Origin of the sequence: Pseudomonas asiatica, from assembly GCF_009932335.1 — a bacterium.
In the GTDB taxonomy this organism is placed as follows: domain Bacteria; phylum Pseudomonadota; class Gammaproteobacteria; order Pseudomonadales; family Pseudomonadaceae; genus Aquipseudomonas; species Aquipseudomonas asiatica.
The window spans coordinates 1,525,614-1,547,226 of record NZ_BLJF01000001.1 but is presented as its reverse complement, the minus strand read 5'-3'; the positions used below and the strand labels follow the sequence as shown (position 1 = coordinate 1,547,226).

General features: G+C 64.5%; 24 protein-coding genes. 6 read left to right on the top strand and 18 right to left on the bottom strand.

Annotated features, from left to right (window positions below):
• The first annotated feature begins 60 nt into the window (after window positions 1–60).
• Window positions 61–1,434 carry an 8-oxoguanine deaminase gene (locus GYA95_RS07310; RefSeq protein WP_043935543.1) on the top strand — a complete coding sequence of 458 codons (1,374 nt, stop codon included), beginning with the start codon at window positions 61–63 and terminating at the stop codon, window positions 1,432–1,434.
• A gap of 60 nt (window positions 1,435–1,494) precedes the next feature.
• Here GYA95_RS07310 and GYA95_RS07305 read toward each other — a convergent pair whose 3' ends face one another.
• Entirely contained in the window at window positions 1,495–1,986 is a 492-nt protein-coding gene (locus GYA95_RS07305; RefSeq protein WP_015269979.1) for a GNAT family N-acetyltransferase, read from the bottom strand.
• Window positions 1,987–2,272: 286 nt separating this feature from the next.
• On the opposite strand from GYA95_RS07305, the gene GYA95_RS07300 reads away from it, so the two are divergent.
• A complete protein-coding gene (locus GYA95_RS07300; RefSeq protein WP_015269978.1) occupies window positions 2,273–2,641 on the top strand; it encodes a hypothetical protein in 369 nt (122 codons plus the stop codon).
• A gap of 157 nt (window positions 2,642–2,798) precedes the next feature.
• Here GYA95_RS07300 and GYA95_RS07295 read toward each other — a convergent pair whose 3' ends face one another.
• On the bottom strand, window positions 2,799–2,945 hold the full coding sequence (locus tag GYA95_RS07295) for a DUF2986 domain-containing protein (protein ID WP_015269977.1): 147 nt from the start codon (window positions 2,943–2,945) through the stop codon (window positions 2,799–2,801).
• Between the two features lie 153 nt (window positions 2,946–3,098).
• On the opposite strand from GYA95_RS07295, the gene GYA95_RS07290 reads away from it, so the two are divergent.
• Complete coding sequence (locus tag GYA95_RS07290; protein WP_080604859.1) at window positions 3,099–4,877, top strand: phosphoethanolamine transferase CptA; 1,779 nt, start codon at window positions 3,099–3,101, stop codon at window positions 4,875–4,877.
• Window positions 4,878–5,015: 138 nt separating this feature from the next.
• Here the strand turns inward: GYA95_RS07290 and GYA95_RS07285 are convergent, their stop codons facing one another.
• The 4 genes from GYA95_RS07285 to GYA95_RS07270 are packed head-to-tail and all read right to left on the bottom strand — an operon-like array spanning window position 5,016 to window position 8,422.
• Window positions 5,016–5,549 carry a PqiC family protein gene (locus GYA95_RS07285; RefSeq protein WP_015269975.1) on the bottom strand — a complete coding sequence of 178 codons (534 nt, stop codon included), beginning with the start codon at window positions 5,547–5,549 and terminating at the stop codon, window positions 5,016–5,018.
• Between the two features lie 11 nt (window positions 5,550–5,560).
• On the bottom strand, window positions 5,561–7,201 hold the full coding sequence (locus GYA95_RS07280; RefSeq protein ID WP_015269974.1) for a PqiB family protein: 1,641 nt from the start codon (window positions 7,199–7,201) through the stop codon (window positions 5,561–5,563).
• Window positions 7,185–7,829 (bottom strand): paraquat-inducible protein A, encoded by a 645-nt coding sequence (locus tag GYA95_RS07275; RefSeq protein WP_015269973.1) that lies wholly within the window; start codon window positions 7,827–7,829, stop codon window positions 7,185–7,187. The genes GYA95_RS07280 and GYA95_RS07275 overlap by 17 nt, the downstream gene beginning before the upstream one ends.
• Entirely contained in the window at window positions 7,826–8,422 is a 597-nt protein-coding gene (locus GYA95_RS07270) for a paraquat-inducible protein A (RefSeq protein ID WP_015269972.1), read from the bottom strand. The genes GYA95_RS07275 and GYA95_RS07270 overlap by 4 nt, the downstream gene beginning before the upstream one ends.
• A 150-nt stretch (window positions 8,423–8,572) precedes the next feature.
• Here GYA95_RS07270 and GYA95_RS07265 point away from each other — a divergent pair, with 150 nt between their 5' ends.
• Window positions 8,573–9,046, top strand: a complete 474-nt coding sequence (locus GYA95_RS07265) for a YMGG-like glycine zipper-containing protein (protein ID WP_003259312.1) — start codon at window positions 8,573–8,575, stop codon at window positions 9,044–9,046.
• A 38-nt stretch (window positions 9,047–9,084) separates the two neighbouring features.
• Here GYA95_RS07265 and GYA95_RS07260 read toward each other — a convergent pair whose 3' ends face one another.
• Both GYA95_RS07260 and GYA95_RS07255 read right to left on the bottom strand, forming a co-directional pair.
• The gene (locus GYA95_RS07260; RefSeq protein ID WP_013972086.1) at window positions 9,085–9,990 is read right to left on the bottom strand and encodes a LysR family transcriptional regulator; all 906 of its coding nucleotides are present in this window, start codon (window positions 9,988–9,990) and stop codon (window positions 9,085–9,087) included.
• Window positions 9,991–10,138: 148 nt separating this feature from the next.
• Window positions 10,139–10,324, bottom strand: a complete 186-nt coding sequence (locus GYA95_RS07255) for a hypothetical protein (protein ID WP_015269971.1) — start codon at window positions 10,322–10,324, stop codon at window positions 10,139–10,141.
• Between the two features lie 205 nt (window positions 10,325–10,529).
• Here GYA95_RS07255 and GYA95_RS07250 point away from each other — a divergent pair, with 205 nt between their 5' ends.
• A complete protein-coding gene (locus GYA95_RS07250; RefSeq protein WP_013972085.1) occupies window positions 10,530–10,916 on the top strand; it encodes a VOC family protein in 387 nt (128 codons plus the stop codon).
• Between the two features lie 7 nt (window positions 10,917–10,923).
• Here the strand turns inward: GYA95_RS07250 and GYA95_RS07245 are convergent, their stop codons facing one another.
• The 7 genes from GYA95_RS07245 to GYA95_RS07215 are packed head-to-tail and all read right to left on the bottom strand — an operon-like array spanning window position 10,924 to window position 17,207.
• A complete protein-coding gene (locus tag GYA95_RS07245) occupies window positions 10,924–12,291 on the bottom strand; it encodes a sensor histidine kinase (protein ID WP_015269970.1) in 1,368 nt (455 codons plus the stop codon).
• Window positions 12,288–12,950, bottom strand: a complete 663-nt coding sequence (locus GYA95_RS07240) for a response regulator (RefSeq protein ID WP_015269969.1) — start codon at window positions 12,948–12,950, stop codon at window positions 12,288–12,290. The genes GYA95_RS07245 and GYA95_RS07240 overlap by 4 nt, the downstream gene beginning before the upstream one ends.
• Before the next feature lie 2 nt (window positions 12,951–12,952).
• Window positions 12,953–13,594 carry a tetratricopeptide repeat protein gene (locus tag GYA95_RS07235; protein WP_015269968.1) on the bottom strand — a complete coding sequence of 214 codons (642 nt, stop codon included), beginning with the start codon at window positions 13,592–13,594 and terminating at the stop codon, window positions 12,953–12,955.
• Window positions 13,591–14,397: an SDR family oxidoreductase gene (locus GYA95_RS07230; protein WP_013972081.1), complete on the bottom strand. Its 807-nt coding sequence runs from the start codon at window positions 14,395–14,397 to the stop codon at window positions 13,591–13,593. Before GYA95_RS07230 ends, GYA95_RS07235 begins: the two co-directional genes overlap by 4 nt.
• Window positions 14,384–15,064 carry a TenA family transcriptional regulator gene (locus GYA95_RS07225; protein WP_015269967.1) on the bottom strand — a complete coding sequence of 227 codons (681 nt, stop codon included), beginning with the start codon at window positions 15,062–15,064 and terminating at the stop codon, window positions 14,384–14,386. The genes GYA95_RS07230 and GYA95_RS07225 overlap by 14 nt, the downstream gene beginning before the upstream one ends.
• A gap of 15 nt (window positions 15,065–15,079) precedes the next feature.
• Window positions 15,080–16,540, bottom strand: a complete 1,461-nt coding sequence (locus tag GYA95_RS07220; RefSeq protein ID WP_102083887.1) for an AMP-binding protein — start codon at window positions 16,538–16,540, stop codon at window positions 15,080–15,082.
• Window positions 16,530–17,207 carry a thermostable hemolysin gene (locus GYA95_RS07215; RefSeq protein ID WP_015269965.1) on the bottom strand — a complete coding sequence of 226 codons (678 nt, stop codon included), beginning with the start codon at window positions 17,205–17,207 and terminating at the stop codon, window positions 16,530–16,532. Before GYA95_RS07215 ends, GYA95_RS07220 begins: the two co-directional genes overlap by 11 nt.
• Before the next feature lie 111 nt (window positions 17,208–17,318).
• Between GYA95_RS07215 and GYA95_RS07210 the strand changes: the two genes are divergently transcribed.
• The gene (locus tag GYA95_RS07210; protein WP_013972078.1) at window positions 17,319–17,888 is read left to right on the top strand and encodes a hypothetical protein; all 570 of its coding nucleotides are present in this window, start codon (window positions 17,319–17,321) and stop codon (window positions 17,886–17,888) included.
• Between the two features lie 111 nt (window positions 17,889–17,999).
• Here GYA95_RS07210 and GYA95_RS07205 read toward each other — a convergent pair whose 3' ends face one another.
• The 3 genes from GYA95_RS07205 to GYA95_RS07195 form a co-directional block, all read right to left on the bottom strand.
• Window positions 18,000–19,676 carry an MFS transporter gene (locus tag GYA95_RS07205; RefSeq protein ID WP_013972077.1) on the bottom strand — a complete coding sequence of 559 codons (1,677 nt, stop codon included), beginning with the start codon at window positions 19,674–19,676 and terminating at the stop codon, window positions 18,000–18,002.
• A gap of 213 nt (window positions 19,677–19,889) precedes the next feature.
• Window positions 19,890–20,315 carry a VOC family protein gene (locus GYA95_RS07200; RefSeq protein ID WP_015269964.1) on the bottom strand — a complete coding sequence of 142 codons (426 nt, stop codon included), beginning with the start codon at window positions 20,313–20,315 and terminating at the stop codon, window positions 19,890–19,892.
• Between the two features lie 310 nt (window positions 20,316–20,625).
• Window positions 20,626–21,552, bottom strand: a complete 927-nt coding sequence (locus GYA95_RS07195; protein ID WP_015269963.1) for an alpha/beta fold hydrolase — start codon at window positions 21,550–21,552, stop codon at window positions 20,626–20,628.
• Window positions 21,553–21,613 lie beyond the last annotated feature (61 nt).

The following is a 21,613-nucleotide window of genomic DNA, read 5'->3' as shown; positions in this document are numbered from 1 at the left end:
ACAATGCCCTGCGCCTATGACATCGGTAATCGCCGATGCGTATTGCGACAGGCTTAAGCCATGTCATCTACAAATGCTCCAAGAACGCTACTGGTCAAAAACGCCGAACTTCTGGTCACCATGGACGGCGAACGCCGCGAGATCAAGAACGGCGGAATGTTCATCGAAGGCAACCTGATCCGCAAGGTCGGCCCCAGCGATACCCTGCCACAGCATGCCGACGTGGTGCTGGACATGGGCGGCAAGGTGGTCATCCCGGGCCTGGTAAACACCCACCACCACATGTACCAGAGCCTCACCCGCGTGGTGCCGGCGGCCCAGGACGGCGAGCTGTTCAACTGGTTGACCAACCTCTACCCGATCTGGGCACGCCTGACACCCGAGATGATCGCGGTGTCGACCCAGACCGCCATGGCCGAACTGATCCTGTCCGGCTGCACCACCTCCAGCGACCACCTGTACATCTACCCCAATGGCTGCAAGCTCGACGACAGCATCCATGCCGCCGAGGAAATCGGCATGCGCTTTCACGCCGCGCGCGGCAGCATGAGCGTGGGCCGCAGCCAGGGCGGACTGCCGCCTGATTCGGTGGTGGAAAAGGAAGCCGACATCCTCAAGGAATCCCAGCGCCTGATCGAGGACTATCACGACGCCAGCCACGGCTCGATGCGCCGCATCGTGGTGGCGCCCTGCTCGCCGTTCTCGGTCAGCCGCGACCTGATGCGCGAAGCAGCCGTGCTGGCGCGCCAGTACGGGGTGTCGTTGCACACCCACCTGGCCGAGAACGTCAACGACATCGCCTACAGCCGCGAGAAGTTCGGCATGACCCCCGCCGAATATGCCGAAGACCTCGGCTGGGTCGGCCACGACGTTTGGCACGCCCATTGCGTGCAACTCGACCAGCATGGCATCGAGCTGTTCGCCCGCACCGGCACGGGTGTCGCCCACTGCCCATGCTCGAACATGCGCCTGGCCTCGGGCATCGCGCCGGTGCGCAAGATGCGCGACCATGGGGTGCCGGTGGGCCTTGGGGTCGACGGTTCGGCATCCAACGACGGCGCCAGCATGATCGGTGAAGTGCGCCAGGCCTTGCTGCTGCAACGGGTTGGTTTCGGCCCCGACGCGATGACTGCGCGCGAGGCGCTGGAAATTGCAACGCTCGGCGGCGCCAAGGTGCTCAACCGCAATGACATCGGCGCACTGGCGCCAGGCATGGTGGCCGATTTCGTCGCCTTCGACCTTGGCCACGTGGCCTATGCCGGTGGCCACCACGACCCGTTGGCGGCGCTGGTGTTCTGCACCCCGACCCAGGTGCACACCAGTGTCATCAATGGCCGTGTGGTGGTGAAGGACGGCCAGCTGGCCACGGTCGACCTGCCACGGGTGCTGGAGCGCCACAACCAGTTGGCACGCCAGTTGGTCAGCGGCGAATAAGCAACCATTCGGGGCCGCCTTGGCGGCCCATCGCCGGCAACGCTGCCGTGTCTTGCGAAATCAGAGGACCATGAGCATCTCATGCCAGGCCATGCCGCCGTGGTCCGACGGCGACGGTTTCACGTACTGATAGCCCAGCTTCCGGTACAACGCCACATGCTGTTCCTTGCACATCAGGTGAATGGTCAGCTTGCCCGCCGCCTTCATGCGTGCGATGAATTCATCCATCAACTGCTTGGCGTAGCCTTTGCCCTGGTACGCCGGGTCAACCACCACCGACATGATCACCACGTTTGGCGCCGCCGGGTCGTGCCCGACCAACTCCTTGAATGCCTCATCGGACATCACCACTTCGTGGGCACAGCCGCTATTGATGAAACCGACGATCTCGCCCGCGTTTTCCAGCACCAGGAAGCCCTGCGGATACTGCGCGATGCGGGTGCGGATCTTCTCCAGCGTGGCCGCCTCGTCGCCTTCGTAGGCACCGATTTCGATGGCATAGCAGCGTTCGGCGTCGGCGACTGTGGGGGTGCGAAACTGGGGGGCGCTCATGGCGGGTTTCCTTGGTAATGGTCAAAAACGGCCGCCATGGTAAATGAGCTCCGCTGCCACAGGTACAGCTTGTTTTGTGTCGCCATAGGCGCAAGGTGCCCTTTTTTGAAGCGCTGAAGTTCTACAAGTTGTTGCCGCTGCGAACTTTTTCCCGTTTACCGGTCTATGTGGGAGGCACAGAAAGGAAACGGAACGCGAGACTAGGTTCGCCCGACACCTGCTGGCCTGATGGCTCAATTGTTATCAGAGGTTGGCTTCGCTCATGAAAATACATGTCGCAAGGTTGATGCTGCTCGGCCTGTTCTCGTTCGCGGCGATGGGCACGGCATCGGCAACACAGATGAAGGCGCCCGCAGTGGCTGCCCCGGCGGTTCAATCACCGTTGCAGCCTGCCGGCAACCCCTGGTCCAGGGTGGCCAGTGTGGCCGATGAACAGCCAGCCACGTTGCTGGCCCACGATGACGACCGCTGGCATGACCACCGCAGCGACTGGCGCCGCGAGCAGTGGCGCCGCGAGCAGGCCCGCCGTGATTGGGAGCGCCGGCGAGACTGGGAACGCCGACGCGACTGGGAACGGCGCCGCGACTGGGAGCACCGCCATGAGCGGGCCATGCACCACCGCTACAATGATGACCACCGCTACTATCGCCGCTGACCGCAAGCCGCCAACGCGCTCCCTGTAGGAGCGGCCTTGTGTCGCGATCGGGCCGCAAAGCGGCCCCGGCGATATCTGCTTCAATGCTGATATCGTGGGGCCGCTCTGCGGCCCGATCGCAACACAAGGCCGCTCCTACAAGGTCCGCGCCAGTCAGTCAGGTGGGGGTATCCGCTGCCGCCTCGGCCTCCATCTTCAAACGGTCGGCCTTGCAAATGTACTTGGGCTTGCGCGGCGCCAGCTTGGCACTGGCCTTCTTGGCGTGCGCCTGCAGTAGCTGCTTGATCTTCTTGCGACGGTTCATTCTCACTCGACCTGTCAGTCCGGTTTGGCTGAATACATCATACCTTGCCTGGGCCAGCGTCTCGTTGACGTTATTTTCACGCTCGGCAGATTAGCGTCACGCCCTTTCCGGCCACGAGCACATCGGCTGGCCGCCAAGTACGACGAGGCATACGTGTCACACACTCCATCCCCCTCCTCGCCCAAGCGCGTGGATTGGGCCGGCCTGGGCTGGCTTTTGCTGTTCTTCTGGTACTTCTCGGGGGTGACCCAGGCGTTGCTGCTGTTCAGCGGTACCACCGGGTTCGCCGGCTTTCGCGATGCATTCTTCCTCAGCAGTCTGTGGCTGGCACCGGTACTGCTGCTGCCGCGCTTCACCCGCGCCACGGCCGCAGGTATAGGCCTGGTGCTGTGGGCCGCTTCACTGGTGGGTCTGAGCTACTTCGGCATCTATCGCCAGGAGTTCTCGCAAAGCGTCATTTTCGTGATGTTCGAGTCCAACACTGCCGAGGCCGGTGAGTACTTCAGCCAGTACTTCAGCGCCTGGCTGGGCCTGGCATTGCTGTTTTACACGCTGGGGGCGGTGCTGCTGTGGAAGCGCATACGCCCGGTCAGCCTGCCACTGCGCAGCCGCCTGCCGGTGGTCGCCCTGTTGCTGTTGGCCAACCTGGTGTACCCGTTCTACAAGCAGATGGTCACCCAGGAGCGCAGCTTCGCCGACGCGGCGGAGAAAGTGCAGCAACGCATGGAGCCCGCCGTGCCCTGGCAACTGCTGGTCGGCTACCGCCAGTACCGCCAGCAACTGGACAACATGCAGCAGCTGCTGGCCCAGAACGCCGCGCTGCCGCCCCTGCAGAACCTGCGTGACAGCAGCGGTGCAGCGCCGCGCACGCTGGTGCTGGTGCTGGGCGAATCCACCACTCGCGAACACATGCACCTGTACGGCTACAACCGCGACACCACGCCCAACCTCGATGCGCTGGCCGCCAGCGACAAGGGCCTGACGGTGTTCCGCAACGTGGTGTCGCCACGCCCGTATACCATCGAAGTAATGCAGCAGATCCTCACCTTCGGCGACGAGCAGAACCCGGACCGTTTCCTCACCGACCCGTCGCTGATCAACCTGATGAAACAGGCCGGCTACAAGACCTTCTGGATCACCAACCAGCAGACCATGACCAAGCGCAACACCATGCTGACTACCTTCTCGCAGCAGACGGACGCGCCGGTCTACCTGAACAACCAGCGCAACCAGAATGCCAGCCAATACGACGACGTGGTGCTGTCGCCGTTCGAGAAGGCCCTGCAGGACCCGGCGCCAAACAAATTCATCATTGTGCACCTGCTGGGTACGCACATGGACTATCGCTACCGCTACCCGGACGATTACGCGCACTTCAACGACCGTCAGGGGGTGCCCGGCAAGCTGACGGACGACCAGGTGCAAACCTACAACTTCTACGACAACGCGGTGCGCTACAACGACTACGTGGTGTCTAGCCTGATCAAGCGTTACTCGGCCAGTTCCCCCAATGGTTTCCTGCTGTACCTGTCCGACCATGGCGAAGATGTGTACAGCTCTGGCAACCACGACCGCCTGGGGCGCAACGAAGGCGCGCCGACCCGGCCGATGTACACCATCCCGTTCTTGCTGTGGACTTCGCCAAGCTGGCAGGCCGAGCACCCGCGCGACTTGCAGGCGATGGCCGATCGCCCCTACAGCAGCTCGCACCTGATCCATACCCTGTCCGACCTGGCCGGGCTGAGCTATGACCGTTACGAGCCGGCCAAGAGCCTGGTGAGCCCGCAGTTTGTGGTGGCGCCGCGCTGGATCGGCGACCCGTACCGCAAGGATGGCCTGCGCGACTTCGACCAGTTGCCAATGGACAAAACCGAGCGGGGACAAGAAATGGTCAGCAGTGGCAAGAAACAGAATGCTGGACGCCTGAACTGATTGCTTGTAGGAGCGGCCTTGTGTCGCGATAGGGCCGCGAAGCGGCCCCCGGCTTTCAGCGTTACAACAACGATTGCTGGGGCTGCCATGCGGCCCTATCGCGACACAAGGCCGCTCCTACAACGGTCCGCGAGACGCTCAGGATGCAGAACAGCTGCCCTGACGGGCACTCACCCGCACCGCCTCGGCCAGTTTGCGCAGGTTGGCCTGGTGGGCATTGACCAGGCTGGCGATGCTGCTGTCTGCGGGCGTCTGTAGCGAGGTACGGCAGGTCAGTTCGGCCTCCCCCGAGCGCGTCAGGCGCCATACCGCCTCCAGCGAGGCGTAGCGCCCCGGCACGGTATCGAAGCGCTGTACGTCCACGCGCAACAACACCTTGCCGCCACCCACCGGCCCGCCCAACTGGTCCTGCAAGGCGCTGCGAAACTCATCCACCAGGTTGGCACCCCACCACTCCGTCTCGAGGATGGCCAGGCCGCTCTGCCCTTGTCGCACCACCAACTGCGGGCGGTCCACCTGCGGCGGCACGACCACCCTCGCCACCTGGATGCGCTGGCCACCGTCGCGTACAGGCTCGCTCGGTACCAGCGTGTGATAGTTGTTCGGGGTACTGCTGCAGCCCAACAGCACTGCCAGCAGGCCGGCGCCACATACATTGCGCAGTCGAAGCATCGGCTGTCTCCTCAGGGTTCCAGCTCGGCGGCAGTGGCCGCTTTCGGCCGGCCGCGTATCAGTGATTCGGGGTGCCGCCCCAGGTAATCGGCAAGGTCACGCAGCGAACGCGACATGCGCTCCAGTTCGTCCAGGGTTTCCCCCATCCGCTCGCGCTGCGGCGAGTCCTCGGAAATGGCCGAATTGGCCGTGCGCAGGGTCTTGTGCACTTCGTCCAGTGCCACTTTCACCTCCGGCAGCGTCTGGCCATTGAACTGCTTGAGGCTGGCACGCAGCTCTCGCAGGCTGCCGTCCAGGTTGCTGGCGATGCTCTCCAGTGGCAGTTTGCTGATGCGCTCCACTACCCGCTGCAGCTGTTCCTGGAGCTGCTCCAGGCTGCCGGGCAATGTGGGGATGGTGATAGGGTCTGCGGTCTTGTCGAAGGCCACCTTGGGGGCATCCGGGTAGAAGTCCAGGGAGATGAACATCTGCCCGGTGATCAGGTTGCCGCTGCGCGCCTGGGCCCGCAGGCCGTGCTCGACGAAGGTGCCGATCAGCCGCCGCGCACCGTCCATGTCACCTTCGGAATGCTTGAACACAGACAGCATCTTGCGGTGTACCGGCCCCAGCCGCTGCGGGTAGATCACCGCTTTGACCACCACCGGGAAGGTCTGGCGGGTGGCATCATAGTCGAGCTGCACCGATGTGACTCGGCCAAACTCGACCCCCTTGAACTCCACTGGGGCGCCTACCGACAAGCCGCGCATGGCCTGGTCGAAGCGCAACTGCAGGTACTGGGCCTGGCCACTGGGCGGTGCCAGGGCGGTATCGCGGTCGGCAAACAGCTGGAAGTGCGCCTGGTCGGCAGCAGCCTCGGCTTGCGGGGCGAAGTCGGGCGAGCCAAAGGCCAACCCGCCCACCAGGATCGATGACAGTGATTCGGTATCGATCTTCAGGCCGTTGGCACCGATCTGCATGTCGACGCCACTGGCGTTCCAGAAGCGGGTATCGGCGGTGACGAAGCTGTCGTAAGGGGCCTGCACGAACACGCCGATCTCCACGCCCTTGCCATCGCCCTGCAGGGCAAAGGACACCACTTCGCCCACCGGGATCTTGCGGTAGTAGATCGACGAGCCAATATCCAGCGAGCCCAGGTCACTTGCGGTCAGGACAAAGCGCTTGCCCTTCTCGTCGTAGGTGATCGGCGGTGGCAGCTCCAGGCCGACAAAGGACTTTTCCGGCACTTTCGATTCGCCGGAATCCGCCCCGATGAAACTGCCCGACAGCAGCGTGTCCACGCCGGACACGCCGCCCACGCCAATGCGTGGCCGTACCACCCAGAAGCGCGCCCCCTGGGTGGCGAACGCACGGGCGTCGTTGGACAGCTGGACCTTGGCGACCACGCTCTTCTTGTCGTCGGCCAGGTCCACCGTGGTGACTTCGCCGATCACCACGCTGCGGTACTTGACCTGGGTCTTGTGCGCCACCAGCCCCTCCCCGGTGTGGAAGGAAATGGCGATGACCGGGCCCTGCTGCATCCAGTTGCGCACCACCAGCGAAGCGCCGATCAGGATCGCCAGTATCGGCACGATCCATACCAGCGACACGCTCCAGCGCCGGGTGCGCACTTCAACCTGCCCCGCGCCCTCGCGCTTGTCAGTCTGTTGCACCATCAATGCGGCCTCCCTCGTTGGTACGGCTATCCCAGATCAGGCGTGGATCGAAGCTCATCGCAGAAAACATGGTCAGTACCACCACCATGCCGAAAAACAGGATGCCTACCCGCGGCTCGATGGTGCCCAGCCCGCGCAGTTGCACCAGCGCCGCCACCAGCGCCACCACCATCACATCGAGCATCGACCAGTAGCCGATAAGCTCGACGAAACGGTACAGCTGCGAGCGCTGCCGGCAGGCCCAGGTAGAACCGCGCTGGGCGGTGAGCAGCAACAGGCCGAGCGAGAAGAACTTGATGGCCGGCACACCCACGCTGGCAATGAAGATGATCAGCGCGATGTCCCAGGCCCCTGCCTCCCAGAACTCCAGCACGCCGCCACCGATGGTGCTTTCGCTGCCACTGCCGAGCATTTCGGTGTGCATCACCGGCAGCAGGTTGGCGGGAATGTAGAAAACCAGCGCCGCCAGCAGAAACGCCCAGCCACGGCTGATTGCATTGGCCTTGCGCCGGTGGATGGCGGCACCACAGCGCTCGCAGGTGTGCTTGTCGCTGCCCAGTTCGCAGGCCTGACCGCAGCCATGGCACAGGCACAGGCCCAGGTCGTCGGCGTTGGCCGGGGTATTCATACCTGCTCCCAAAGGCCGCGGATGTCCTTGCCGGCGATATGGATGATCAGCATGCTCAGCGCTGCCAGCGCCAGCAGGCCGATGCCAGGTATCACGTCGAGAAACCCCGCCAGCTTGATCACCGCCACCATCGCCCCCAGCAGGCACACCTCCAGCATGCTCCAAGGCCGCAGGCCCTCCAGGCTGCGCATGCACAGGGCAAAACCGGGGGCGCGCTGGCCGGCCAGGGCGAAACCCAACACCCAGCACAAGAGGGTAATCTGCAGCACCGGCGCAAAGATGATCGACAGGGCCATGACCAGGGCGATGAAGGTGATGCTGCCGTGGCTGAGGATCTGTACCGAGTCCCATAATGTCGCGGAATGGGTGAGCCCTTGCATGCCGATGGTCATCACCGGGTAGGCGTTGGCGAACACCAGCAGGATGCCACCCGTCACACTCAGGGCCAGGCGTTGCTGCACCGTCAGCGAGGTATGCCGGTACAGTACGCCGCCACAGCGCTGGCAAACGGCGCGCTGGTGCTTGAGCAGCGGCGCACGGTTGTAAACCGTGTCACAGTACTCACAGATGATCAGTTGCTGGCTCTGGCTCATGGGGTTTCCACAGGTAGCCCGGATTCACGCCGTGATACGCAGGCGAACCACGTTTGTTATCCGGTTTAGACCATCCCGGCAAAACTGCCATCATCGGCAGCAAAGAGAACTATCCTGTGAAACGGGATCCCCACCCGCTGGAGGTTTGCCATGCGTACGTTCACGTGGAGTTGCCTGCTGGTGCTGCTGTGCGCGGCATCGGCAGCCCAGGCGCAGTCGGTGGTGCCGCTCAAGGGCCAGAGCAGCCAGCAGATGCAACTGGATATCAATGATTGCAATACTGTCGCGACCAATGCCGCGAACAGTGCCGCGACCTCCAGCGACCCCCATGTCGGTGGCCGGGTACGCGGTGCCGCCGCCGGCGCGGTTGCCGGTGCGGCAGGCGCGCAGGTGCGCGGCAACCAGCACGACGAGCTGTATGACCGGGTCGGTGACGATGCCAAGGAGCAATACCGACAGAACCGCGCCGGCGAAGTGGCCGCCGCCGGTGCTGCGGTCGGTGGCATGCGCCAGCGTCAGGACCGCCGTCAGGACCGGCGCGGCCAGGACGAAGCGAAAGCCCAGGCTCATGCCAGTGCCTATGCCGGCTGCCTGCAAGGGCGCGGCTATCAGGTCAACCCCTGACCAACGGGCACGCCATGCTCCTGCATGGCGTGCCCGTTTCAGAACTTGGCCAGTTCTTCCCGGCAAAACTCGACGAACAACTGCGCCGGCTTGGTCAGTTGCACCCGCTTCAACCACGCCGCTGCCAGCCCTGACAGCGCCACTGGCTCGGCTATATCCAGCATGGCCAGGCGTTGCCCGTCGTAGGTGTACTCCGAATGCGGCCGCGTCACCAGCAACGAAAAGCCAAAGCCCTGCCCGACCATGCCGCGTACCATCTCGATCGACGGCGAACTGAAGACGATATTGGGCGTCAGGCCCATTTCGTTGAACAGGCTGACGAAGTAGGTACGGCTGGGGGCAACGTCCAGCAGGATCATCGGCTCCGGGCACAGATCGCGCAGCGACACCTGGGCCTGCCCGGCAAAGCGGTGGTTCTCGGGGAGCAGCACATAGGGCTTCTGCGGCGGCATGAGCGGCTCGGCCTCGATGGTGCCGTCCAGGTCATGGTCGTAGAGGAACGCCAGGTCGAAGGTACCGGCAGTCAGGCCCTGGATCAGGTCCTGCTGCTCGCCGTCGCGCAGGCGGATATCCACCCCCGGGTAACGCTGGCGAAAGCCGGCGATCAGGCGCGGCAGGTACAGCGGTGCCACGGTTTCGAAGCAGCCGATGTCGATTTGCCCGGCCACGGTGTCGTTGTCGGCCAGGGCGTTCTGCTCGAATTCGTGGGCCATCTGCAGCAGCGACTTGGTCTTGGCATAGAAGCGCTTGCCGCTGGGCGTCAGAGACACACCCTGGGCGTGGTGGCGGATGAACAGCTGCACGCCGAAGCTTTCTTCCAGGCTCTTGATGGCCGTGGAGATGGACGGCTGGGCAATGTACAGCTGGCGTGAAGCCTCGGCCACGCTGCCGGCCTCGACGGTGGTGACGAAGTACTTGAGTTGTCGCAATGTGTAGGCCGCCACGGGCACCTCTCTGACGCCGGTCTGGGCGCGCTGGGATCATGCCTGTCACTTTACCCTCGGCAGCGGCTGGGTGGGGGCCGGGTGATGAAGGATTTACCTATGGCTTGAGCAGGTTTTTACGAGGGGCGCGATGCGCCCCCCCTTTGCTTCACTCGAAATCGATATTGGCGATTACACAGTCATCACCAATCAGCTTGTACCCTGGCCTGCAGGGCATGCCGACTACTGGCCCTATACCGCGCTTGCGCCTGGACAACGTTGCCTGCGGTTCTGCATTTTCCAGCTGTTCGTGGTCGAGCGTGTCGTCTGGCTCGTTAACGGGTTCTTCTTGCATGGGGTTCACTCCTTGGTTTGGGTGGTATCGCCCGATCAACGCTACAACCCCCATTGCCACCAACCCATCTGGAACTTTGACCGTGAAGAGAAGAGAAATGCTGTCGGATCGCGTTGCAGGGTTCGCGGTGAACCCGGTGCCCTGGCCAAATGCCGCTGATTGTCTTTACTGGTACTCAACGACTCCAGGCATACGGTGTGCGTTCATGAAGATCATAGTCACCAGCATCCTCGTCGACGACCAGGCCAAGGCCCTGGCTTTCTACCACTACGTACTCGGTTTCGAGCCCAAGCACGACATCCCCATGGGCCGACACCGCTGGCTGACCCTCACCTCCCCCAACGACCCCAACGGCGTCGAGCTGCTGCTCGAGCCCGACGCGCACCCGGCCGCCAAGGTCTACAAGGCCGCGCTCAAGCAGGACGGCATCCCCGCCACCTCGTTCGGCGTGCGGGACATCCAGGCCGAATATACCCGGCTGTGCGCAGCGGGCGTGCAGTTCACCCAACCGCCTACTGCCATGGGGCCGGTCACCGTAGCGGTGTTCGATGACACTTGCGGCAACCTGATCCAGATCGCCCAGAAACACTAGCAAGCGTTCAGGGCTCCACGGGCAGGCGCAAGGTCGCGCGCAGTCCGTGTGGCGTCTGGTTGCGCAACTGCACGCTGCCACCCAGGCGGGTCATGATGGTGCTGACGATCGACAACCCCAGCCCGGCGCCATTGGTCGAGCCCTTGCTGTAGAAGCGCTCGAATACCCGCTGCTGGTCGACTTCGGCGATGCCCGGCCCTTCGTCGTCGACACTGACCAGCAAGGCCTGCCCTTCGCACTGCAGTGTCACGGTGACCCGACCGCCTGCCGGCGAATGGTCCACGGCATTGGCCACCAGGTTCTGCAGCGCAATACCCAACGCGCCAGCGTCGGTGTGCAAGTGGTAGTCGCCGGCCGCGATGTCCAGCGAAGGCTCCAGCCCGCGCTCCAGTATCCAGGGGGTAAGCTCTGCCAGGGTCTCGGCCACCACGCCCTCCAGGTCCACCCGCGGCCAGTCACGCCGGCCTGGTCGCGGCTCCAGGCGGGCCAGGGTCAACAGCTGGTTGACCACCCGGGCAAGGCGGTCGACACCGCCCATCAGAAACTGCAGGGCCTTGTCCCGCTCGGCAGCGCTGTCTGCATTCAGGGCGTTCTGCGCGTGCAGGCGCAGGATGGCCAAGGGCGTGCGCATCTCGTGGGCAGCATCGGCGATGAAACGGTGTTCGCGGCGCAGCAGGTCGTCGATCTGCCCGAGCAGGCGGTTGATCGCCGCCTGCATCGGCTCCAGCTCCTTAGGCAACGGCACCAGCTGCAACGGCTCGAGCGACTCGGCGTGGCGGGCGCGGATCACCCTGGCCATGTTCTGCAGCGGCCGCAGCCCCCAGCCTATGGCCGCCCACACCAGCAAGGCCAGGGCCAGGCTGCCGAACAGGAATGGCAACAGCGTGTGCTGCACGATGCGTTCGATCAGGTCGTCACGCACGTCGTTGCGCTCGCCCACCCAGATCACCCAGTGTTTTTCCGGCACCGGCAAGACAAAGCTGCGCCAACGCCGCCCATCCACCACCACGTCGGCGAAACCCGGCACCCGCGGCGCCTGCCCCAGCTGCGGGGCGCTGGGCGTGTGTACCAGCAGCCCGCCGTCGTCGGCCCATACCTGGAAGGCCAGCTTGCTCTCGTAGCGGTGCCCCACCTTGTGGTGCCCGGCCTTGCTCAAGGCCTCGTCGAATGCGCGGTACAACTCGTCACGGCTCTGCTCTTGCACCGGCAGGCTCATGATCCCCTGCAGCAGCCGGGCGTCCTGTGCCAGGTGGGCGTCGTACACTTCGTTAATTTCGTGGCGGCTGTCGTGATAGTTGTACAGCGCCAGCAACCCGCTGCCGACCAGCAACAGCAGCATCACCCGCCACAAGGTGCGTTGGCGCAACGAGCTCATGACTTGCGTTCCACCAGGTAGCCGATCCCGCGCACGGTGCGGATCAGGCCGTTGAACAGCTTCTTGCGCAGGTGGTAGATGTTCACTTCCAGGGTGTTGCTCTCCGGCTCTTCATCCCAGCCATACAGCAACTGGGTCAAGCGTTCGCGGGTGAACACCTTGCCCGGCTGGGCCAGCAGCTCGTGCAGCAGCAGGTATTCCTTGGGCGTGAGTACCACCGGCTGGCCCAGGTAGTGCACCTGCTGGCTGACCGGATCCAGGCATACCCCGGCATGCTCTATCAGCACGCGGGCGCGGCCACTACTGCGCCGCAGCAAGGCCCGCAAGCGGGCCTTGAGTTCGTTGAGGTCGAAGGGTTTGACCAGGTAGTCGTCGGCGCCGGCATCCAGCCCGGCAATGCGGTCATCGGTGGCGTCGCGGGCGGTCAGCACCAGCACTGGCAGGCTCTTCCCGGCCGCACGCAGGCGCCGCAGCAACTCGATGCCATCCAGGCGCGGCAAGCCCAGGTCGAGGATGGCCAGGTCGAACTCTTCGTGGCACAGGGCATGCAAGGCACTGGCGCCATCCTGCAACCAGTCGAGGGTATAGCCCTCGCGGCGCATGCCGTCACAAATCCCCTCCCCCAACGCGACGTCATCTTCTACCAGCAGCAGGCGCATGCTTAATCCTGTTTGTCCTTGATCGCTTTGAGTAAAGCATCGATTTCACCACGCCGGCCCTGGTCGGCCAACTCTCTCCCGGGCCGGGGCGGTGCCTGCAACGCCTTTTGCAGGGCGGCGCGGGCTTCGTCATAGCGGTTCTGCCGGTACAGGTGGTCGGCCCAGAAATAGTTGCTGTCGATACCGTCGGGGTTGATCGCCAGCGCCTGGCGCAGCATGGCCTCGGCCTTGGCCTGGTCGCCGAAGCTCAATGGCCAGCCGGGCACCTGGTCGTACAGCGCGCCCAGGCTGGTGTAGGCCGAGCCTTGCAGCGCCTTGGGGTCCATGGCCAGGGCCTTTTCCAGGCTGGCGCGGGCGGCCTTGACCTTGCCCAACGCGCCCAGCCCACCGGTGGCGCCGGCCCAGCTGCTGTTGACGATGCCGTCCCAGATCAGCGGCTCGGCCGAGCCCGGATGCTGGCGCACCAACGCCGCCGACTGTGCCGCCAGGGCCTCGAATGCCCCGGCACGCTGGGCTTCGGGCAGGTTATAGCGAACCACCGCCCAGCGCTGCTGGATGGCGTTGAGTTGCTGGGTACCGGTCTGGTCGAGGGCCCAGGTGAACGGGGCGATGGCCAGCAGGCTGGCCAGTATCAGACGTTTCATTTGCTCGACTCCTTGCTGTGCCAGTTGCTGTAGCGACGGATCAGCGGCAATTGCTTGCGCAGGGCGCGGTCGACCACGCCTGGCAGCATGCCGTTAAGGCGCACGAAGAGTTTCTCCGGCCAACCCAGGTACAGTTCGCTGCGCTCGGCCTGTACCGCGTCGAGCACTGCCCGGGCGACATCCTGCGGGTCATCGACGCCTACCTTCAACGCCTGGTTCAGCGCCTGCGCGGCGCTACTGTTCATCGTCGTGCGGGTAGTGCGCGGTGCGGCATACAACACGTTCACCGAGGTGTCGGCAAGCTCGCGGCGCAATGCCTCGGAGAACCCGCGCAAGGCAAACTTGCTGGCGCAGTAGGTGGCATAGCCTGGGTAGCCGATGGAGCCATAGATCGACCCCACGTTCACCACCAGCGCACTGGGCTGGGCGCGCAGTAGCGGCAGGCACAGGCGGGTGAGCTGCACGGCGGCCTTGATGTTGAGGTCGAACAACTCGTCGAGGGCGGCCTCGTCCATCTGTTCGAGCAAGGCGAAGCGGTTGACCCCGGCGGCGTTGATCAACAGGTTGCAACTACCCATCGCCCGCGCTGCCTCCAGCACGTCACGGCGGCCTTCGGCGCAGCGCAGGTCGGCCTGCTGCCAGCGCAATTGCCCGGGGTAGCGCGCCATCAGTTCGGTCAGCTTGCCCTGCTGCCGGCTGACCGCCAGTACGCGAGCACCGGCACTGCATAGCTGGGCCGCCAACTCCAGGCCGATGCCACCGCTGGCACCGGTGAGCACCGCCACGCAATCAGGCAAGCGCATGCTTTACCTCCTGCTGCCCGGTACGCGGCAGCCCTTCGAACATGGCGGTATACAGGCGATACACCACTTTGGCAGCGTGGATTACCGCCTGCTGGTCTTCGGGCTGGTCCAGACGGTTCATCAGGCCACGGTAGGTGGCCATGTGGTCCTGGTCCAGGGCGCCGTGGGAACTCAGGTAGCTGAACGCCTTGTCCGGCAGGCCGAGGCTGCTCTGCAGGGTACCGGCTGCCTGGGTGGCGAGGGCAATGCTGGTGCCTTCGAGCACGTTGACCATACCGAACAGCCCGACCGGGTTGCCACGGGCAATCTGGTCGTAGAGAAATGCCACCATCAGCTCGATGGGCAATGCCGGCCGGCCGCCGGCCACCTGGTGCGGGTCGCCACCGCAGGCGGCGATGTCATCGAGAATCCAGCGCTCATGGCCGTACTCCTCGTCGATGTACTCGCACACTGCGCCGCGCAGCCACTCCAGCCGCGCCGGCAAACGGGCCCCGCAGGCCATCATCAATGGCACGGTGTGCCGCACGTGGTGGTAGGCCTGGGTGAGAAAGGCCACATAGGCCTCGAGGCTGGCCTTGCCGGCCAGCGCGTCGCGGATGACCGGGACACTGAACAATGCCGTACGCTCGTCGGCGGTTTCCTGCTGCAGCATGTCGAAGAAAAGCATGGCAAACCTCGTAGATCATTGAAGGTCGGATAACAGGGACTGGTAACACCGCAGGATCTGTTCGCGGCGTGGCCGGCCGTTGGCGGTCAGGGTTTGCCCGGCGGCACTCAAAGGTTCGGGCAGACGCCGCCAGGCATGCACCCGGGCATAGTCCGGCAGGCCGGCATTGGCCTGGCGGATGGCCTGTTCCAGGGTGTGGTCGTCAGCCTGCGGGTCCAGCGGCCAGATCAACGCCAGGTTGTATGCCAGGCCTTCGCCGTGGACGAACGCCTGGGCGATCACCCCGCCCTGGGTCAGTTCGGCCTCGACCCATTCGGGGTTGACGTTGCGCCCGAAGCTGGTGCTGTACTGGTGCTTCTTGCGCCCGGCCAGGTACAGGAAGCCGTCGCTGTCGAAGTGGCCCAGGTCACCGGTCGACAACCACGGCTCGCTGAAGGGTGGTTCGCCCAGGTAGCCGAGCAACGCCGAACCGGCCACCTGCACTTCGCCATCTTCGGCAATGCGCACCTGCACATGCGGCAGCGGCCGCCCGACACTGCCCGCACGATGCGCCCCGGGGCGGTTGAGGCATACCACCGAAGCGCATTCGGACAAGCCATAGCCCTCGAACACCGGTAGCCCGATGGCCTGGGCCCGGGCCAGCAGGCTCGGCGCCACCCGCGCGCCGCCCACCGCCACGAAGCGCAACGGGCCGACCCGCATCAGGCCGCGCTCGATGGCAGTGACCAGCCCAAGCAGCAGTTGCGGCACCAGGATCAGGCTTTCGGCACCACTCAAGGCGATGGCGCCCAGCAATTGCTTGAAGTCGACCTGACTGGCACCGCGAAAACCCAGTTGCGCCTGCGGATACAGGGCAATGCTCGCCCCGGCCAGCAGGGCCGCGTACAGGCCCAGGTTTTCCAGCAGCACCGCCAGAGGCAATACCGCCAGGTACTTGCCTGGCGCCGTGGGCCGGCTGGCAGCCTCCAGCTCATGCGCTACCCGCAGCATGGCCTCGGCGCTCAGGCATACGCCCTTGGGTGCACCGGTACTGCCGGAGGTGTAGGTAATCTTCGCGGTACCCGGTGGCAAGGGTGCGGCCGCTGGCGGCTGCCGGCTCCAGAAGCGCTCACCGGCAGAGAAGCCGCTGGCGTGCAAGTCGTCAGCGAAGGCCTCGTCGGCCAGCGCCAGCACAGCCCCGCTCTGTGCCAGGCAGTGGCGGCGCTGGGCGCTGCTGAAGAACGCCGGCAGAATAACGATGGGGCGCGCCGCGAACAGCGCCGCCAGGTCCCAGAACAGCGCCTCGGGACCGTTCTCCAGGGCCAGAGCGAAAGTGCCCGGTGGCTGCGCGCTCAGCCAGGCCTGGCGTTGCTCGACCTCGTCCAGCAATTGTTGATAGGTGAACGGCCCGCCAAGGCCCAGCAACGCCGGTTGCGCCCCTCGGTGGCGGGCATGCAGTTGCAACACTTCCCTGAACAGCTGGCATTCACGCGGCATGGCCGGCCTCCTGCACGCTCGCGGGCAAGCCCAGCCGCTCGAAAACGCCGCCGCGGGCCAGGGCTGCATGGCCGTAGCCGATGTTGCCGACGAACACTTGCGGGTGCTGTGCGTAGTAACTGCCCCAACTGTCGGCATCGCCGTTCAGCCGGCCAGGGTCGGCCACGGCCAGCGCCGTCGGCACCAGGCCCAGGCGATGAAAGCTGTTGACCAGGGTCGCGGCACCGGTGAAGGCCACCCACTGCAAACCGCGGGCAGCCAGCAACCAGGTCACGGCAATGATCATGATCCGCGCGCTGCCGGCGCTGAGCGCGGCCAGGTTGCCCACTTCGACCAGCTGTGCACGGCTCACCGAGCTGCCAGACAGCCGGGTCACGGCCGCTTCCAGCGGCTCATCCAGATAACGCTCGAGGAAGGTCGGCCCACTGCTGGCCAGGCGTATGCCGGCGGCGGCCATCAGGCGCCCGTGGCTGTCATGCAGGCCGAGCAGTTCGGGCAGGTAGTGCTGCACGTCGGCGTGGTGCGCGCAGGCAAAGCGGGCGTGAATGAACTGTTCCAGCTCGTCGCGCCCGGGCTCCCCCGAGCGTTTCAGCGTCATGCGGGCAAGGCGCTCGCCGTGGCTGCCGATAGCCAGTGGAAACAGGCTGGCGCTGTCTGCCTGAGTCATGGCGGTCCCCCTTTCAAGTCAGGTGTTGGGGGCAGTATCAGGGGGCAATCTGAAGCCAATCTGAAGTGCTACATTTGCCATTGCCCTCACGCGCACCAACAAGGAAAACAGATGCGCCACGAATTCAGCGAAGTGCTCAACGACCTGGTCGACTACTTTCTGCTCGGCGATATCCAGTTGCTCGAGCGCTTCAAGCAACAACATGAATTGCCCGACGACCTTGCCCATGCCTTCACCCACGGCGACAGCGGCGACCAGGCCGTGCGCGAAGGGGTCGTGCTGCCACTGGCCGGGGTCGATAACCTGCCCTACCGCATCCTGTTCACCCTGGACAACCATACCCCGGCCCTGCGCGAACCCGGCAGCCGCCTGAAGCACCGCCGCAATGGCTATGTGCTGCAGGTCGAGCACGGTGCGCTGATGCTGTACACCTGGCGCATCCTGCAGCACTTCACGCCCAAGACACTGGGTGACCTGATGGCGCGTTACCAGGTGCCGGGGCGGCCGATCATCGAGCTGGACAATGGCTGGTATGACGTGGAGGTGCTGGCGGGTGCACTGGTGCGGGACGGGCTGTACGAGCCAGCGTTCGAGTTCGTGTTGAAGAAGCGCTGGAGCCGCGGCGAGGCTGCTGGGGTGGATACCGGGTATGCCTTTGGGTTGCGTGGCTATTTCGACTGATGGGTTGACTGTACCGGCCTCTTCGCGGGCTTGCCCGCTCCCACAGGGCGCAGTGGTATCCCTGTGGGAGCGGGCAAGCCCGCGAAAAGGCCGGTACAGGCAGCCTCACCTTCAAGTGTGGTTGATATCGCGGTCCTTGGTCTCCGGCAGGAAGAAGATCCCCAGCACCGCCGTCATCACTGCAATCACGATCGGGTACCACAAGCCGTAATAGATATCCCCGGTCGCCGCCACCATGGCAAACGCCACGGTCGGCAGGAAGCCGCCGAACCAGCCGTTGCCGATGTGGTAAGGCAGCGACATCGAGGTGTAACGGATGCGTGCCGGGAACAGCTCCACCAGCCAGGCCGCGATCGGCCCGTAGACCATGGTCACGTAGATCACCAGAATGGTCAGCAGCAACAGCACCATCGGGTAGTGGATCTTCGCCGGGTCGGCCTTTTCCGGGTAGCCGGCTTCCTTCAACGCCCCGGTCAAGGTCGCGGTAAAGGCATCGCTCTGTGCCTTGAAGTCCGCTGCCGCCAGGCTGCGTCCATCAAAGCTTGGCAGTACCCGTTCACCAATGCGGATCTGCGCCACGCTGCCAGGTTCTGCCGCTTCGTTGGTATAGGGGATGGCCCGCTTGGCCAGCAGGCTCTTGGCGATATCGCACGAACTGGTGAATTTGGCCTTGCCCACCGGGTCGAACTGGAACGCGCACTGGGCAGGGTCTGCCATCACCACCACCGGGTTCTGCTCCTGGGCGACGAACACGTCCGGGTTGCCGTACTGGGTCAGTGCCTTGAAGATCGGGAAGTAGGTCAGCGCGGCGATGATGCAACCGGCCATGATTATTTTCTTGCGGCCGATGCGGTCGGACAGGCTGCCGAAGAAGATGAAGAACGGTGTGCCGATCAATAGCGAACCGGCAATCAGCAGGTTGGCGGTCTGCGGCTCGATCTTGAGCATCTGCAACAGGAAGAACAGCGCATAGAACTGCCCGGTGTACCACACCACGGCCTGGCCGGCGGTGCCACCGAGCAGCGCCATGACCACCACCTTGAGGTTGTCCCAGCGAGCGAACGATTCGGTCAGTGGCGCCTTGGACGCCTTGCCCTCGGCCTTCATCTTCATGAACACCGGCGACTCGTTGAGTTGCATGCGGATGTACACCGAAATCGCCAGCAGCAGTATCGACAGCAGGAATGGCACTCGCCAGCCCCAGGCCTCGAACACCTCGTTACCCATGGCCGTGCGGCAGGCCATGATCACCAGCAGCGAGAGGAACAGCCCCAGGGTGGCCGTGGTCTGGATCCAGGCGGTGAAAAAGCCGCGCCGGCCCTTGGGTGCATGTTCGGCCACGTAGGTGGCCGCACCGCCGTACTCGCCACCCAGTGCCAGGCCCTGCAGCAGGCGCAGGCTGATGAGGATGATTGGCGCTGCCACGCCGATCGTGGCATAGCTGGGCAACAGGCCCACCACAGCGGTGGACAAGCCCATGATGACGATGGTGATGAGGAAGGTGTACTTGCGCCCGATCATGTCGCCCAGGCGACCGAACACGATGGCGCCGAATGGCCGCACGGCAAAGCCGGCGGCAAAGGCCAGCAAGGCGAAGATGAACGAGGTGGTTTCATTGACCCCGGCAAAGAAGTGCTTGGCGATGATCGCCGCCAGAGAGCCGTAAAGGTAGAAGTCGTACCATTCGAATACCGTGCCCAGGGACGAGGCGAAGATGACCTTGCGCTCCTCCCGGGTGATACCGCGTTGGGGCGCGCTGCCCGTGGATGTGCTGTCGAGAACCGCCATGGGGTGCCTCCGTCTTGTCGTCATGCAGGCCGGGAGCACCTCATATTTTTTTCACCGTCGCACCCAGGCCCTGGGGGGCTTGCTTTGGATATGCGAAGCACGACGAGGCGGGCCGCCTCGGATCGCAGCAAGGTAAATGAAGCATAATAGGCTTTGCCGGGATATCCACCTGAACCTTGCGCGATCCCTACCTCTCGCGAGTGTGCAGGTTGCTCATGGAGCCTGCGTTGCCGGTACCGGCCCTTTCAGCTCGACCTGGTTGCCATCGGGGTCGTAGCAGTACAGCGACAGCCCCTCGCCTTCGGCGCCATAGCGTTTTTCGGCAGGTTCGACTTTAACCCCTGCAGCTTGCAGGTAGGTCGTAAGTGCCGCCTCGTCGAACGGCTCGATGCGCAGGCAGAAATGGTGCAGGTTGCGCCCCTCGGCCCCCGGCGCCGCACCACCTGGCTGGCCCAGGGGACCATCCAGGGTCACCAGGTCGATCATCGCCGTGCCCGTGGCCAGGTGGACCATGCCCAGGTCGTCGCGCACGCGGCTGACCGTGCAGCCGAGCAGCTCGGTGTAGAAGGCGACACTGCGCTCCAGGTCGCTGACCCGCAGGACGAGGTGGTCGATGTGCTTGATGACGAATGGTCGCATGCCAAGGCTCCTTGTGGCCGCTGGATTCCTGTGGGAGCGGGCGTGCCCGCTTTGGCTCATTGGTTTGCCAGGGGCCTGTAGGAGCAGCCTTGTGCTGCGAAGAGGTCGGTACTGACAATGCTTGTCTGTTGACTTTACCGGCCTCTTCGCAGCACAAGGCTGCTCCTACAAAGGACGCACCAAGCGAGCGATATCTGTTATCTGCGCGACAGCGCAGCCCAAAGAGCTGGACAACCTCCCACAAGGGATCACGCAAGCCCGATGAGATTCACCACCATAGCCCACGTGCGCATGGCATGACCATATGCAGTTATTCGTTTACCAACCGTTGCAGAACGCCCCCTTCATGGCGGGTGAGGATGCGCAGCAGTTGATCGACCAGCGCCCGGTCCGGCGCATCCAGGTGGAAGTGGTGCCCGCCCGGATGCCAGGAGATCTTCGCCTGGCTGGGCAAGGCCGCCTGGCGCCGGGTAAAGGCTTCGCCGGTGAATGCCCCCTGGCGCCCGAACAGCAGGTACAACGGGCAACGGATCTGGCTGAGCAGGTCGCAGGCTTCGCGCTCGGTCAGCGGCATGGGTTCGGGCAGCACCAGGCGTGGGTCGTGGCGCCAGCAATAGCCCTCGCCCAGTTGCAGCAGGTCACGCAGCGCCAGCAGCCGTGCCGCCTCTTCCGACAGCTCGGTGTCCAGGCGCTCGCGGCGTTGTTCCAACGCCGTGTCCAGGTCCTCGAAACGGTCGACGTCCGGCTCGGAAAAACCCTGCAACTGGCTGCGCTGCACCATGCGCTTGAGCCGGTAGGCCCGGGCCAGGTGCTGCACGCGGTCATCCTCGGCCACCGTGAACGGTGCGCCCATGCCGTCGAGGAAGGTCATGCTGGCAATACCGCTGGTCATGGCCGCCAGCAGCGACGCCACCCCGGTGCCCATGCCATGGGCCAGCACATGGAATTGCGACAGGCCCAGGCTGTCGGTCACTGCCAGCATGTCCTCGGCATGTTCCCACAGGTAGTAGCCACTGTCGTGGCGGCGATGGTCCGAGCGGCCGTGGCCAACCAGGTCGGGGGCGACCACGAAGCAGCCGTCGAGCATCGGTGCCAGGCGTTCGAACGAGGCGGCGTTGTCCAGCCAGCCGTGCAGAGCCAGCACCGGGATGCCGTCCTCCGCCCCCCAGGTGCGTACCGCTATTTCAATACCGTCGAGGTCCAGCAGGTGATCCTTGGGACTGCACAGCGAATGCATCGTAGTTCTCCCTGATAGAACGCCGGCCCATGGCCAGGCATCACATGACGCCGGCCCATAC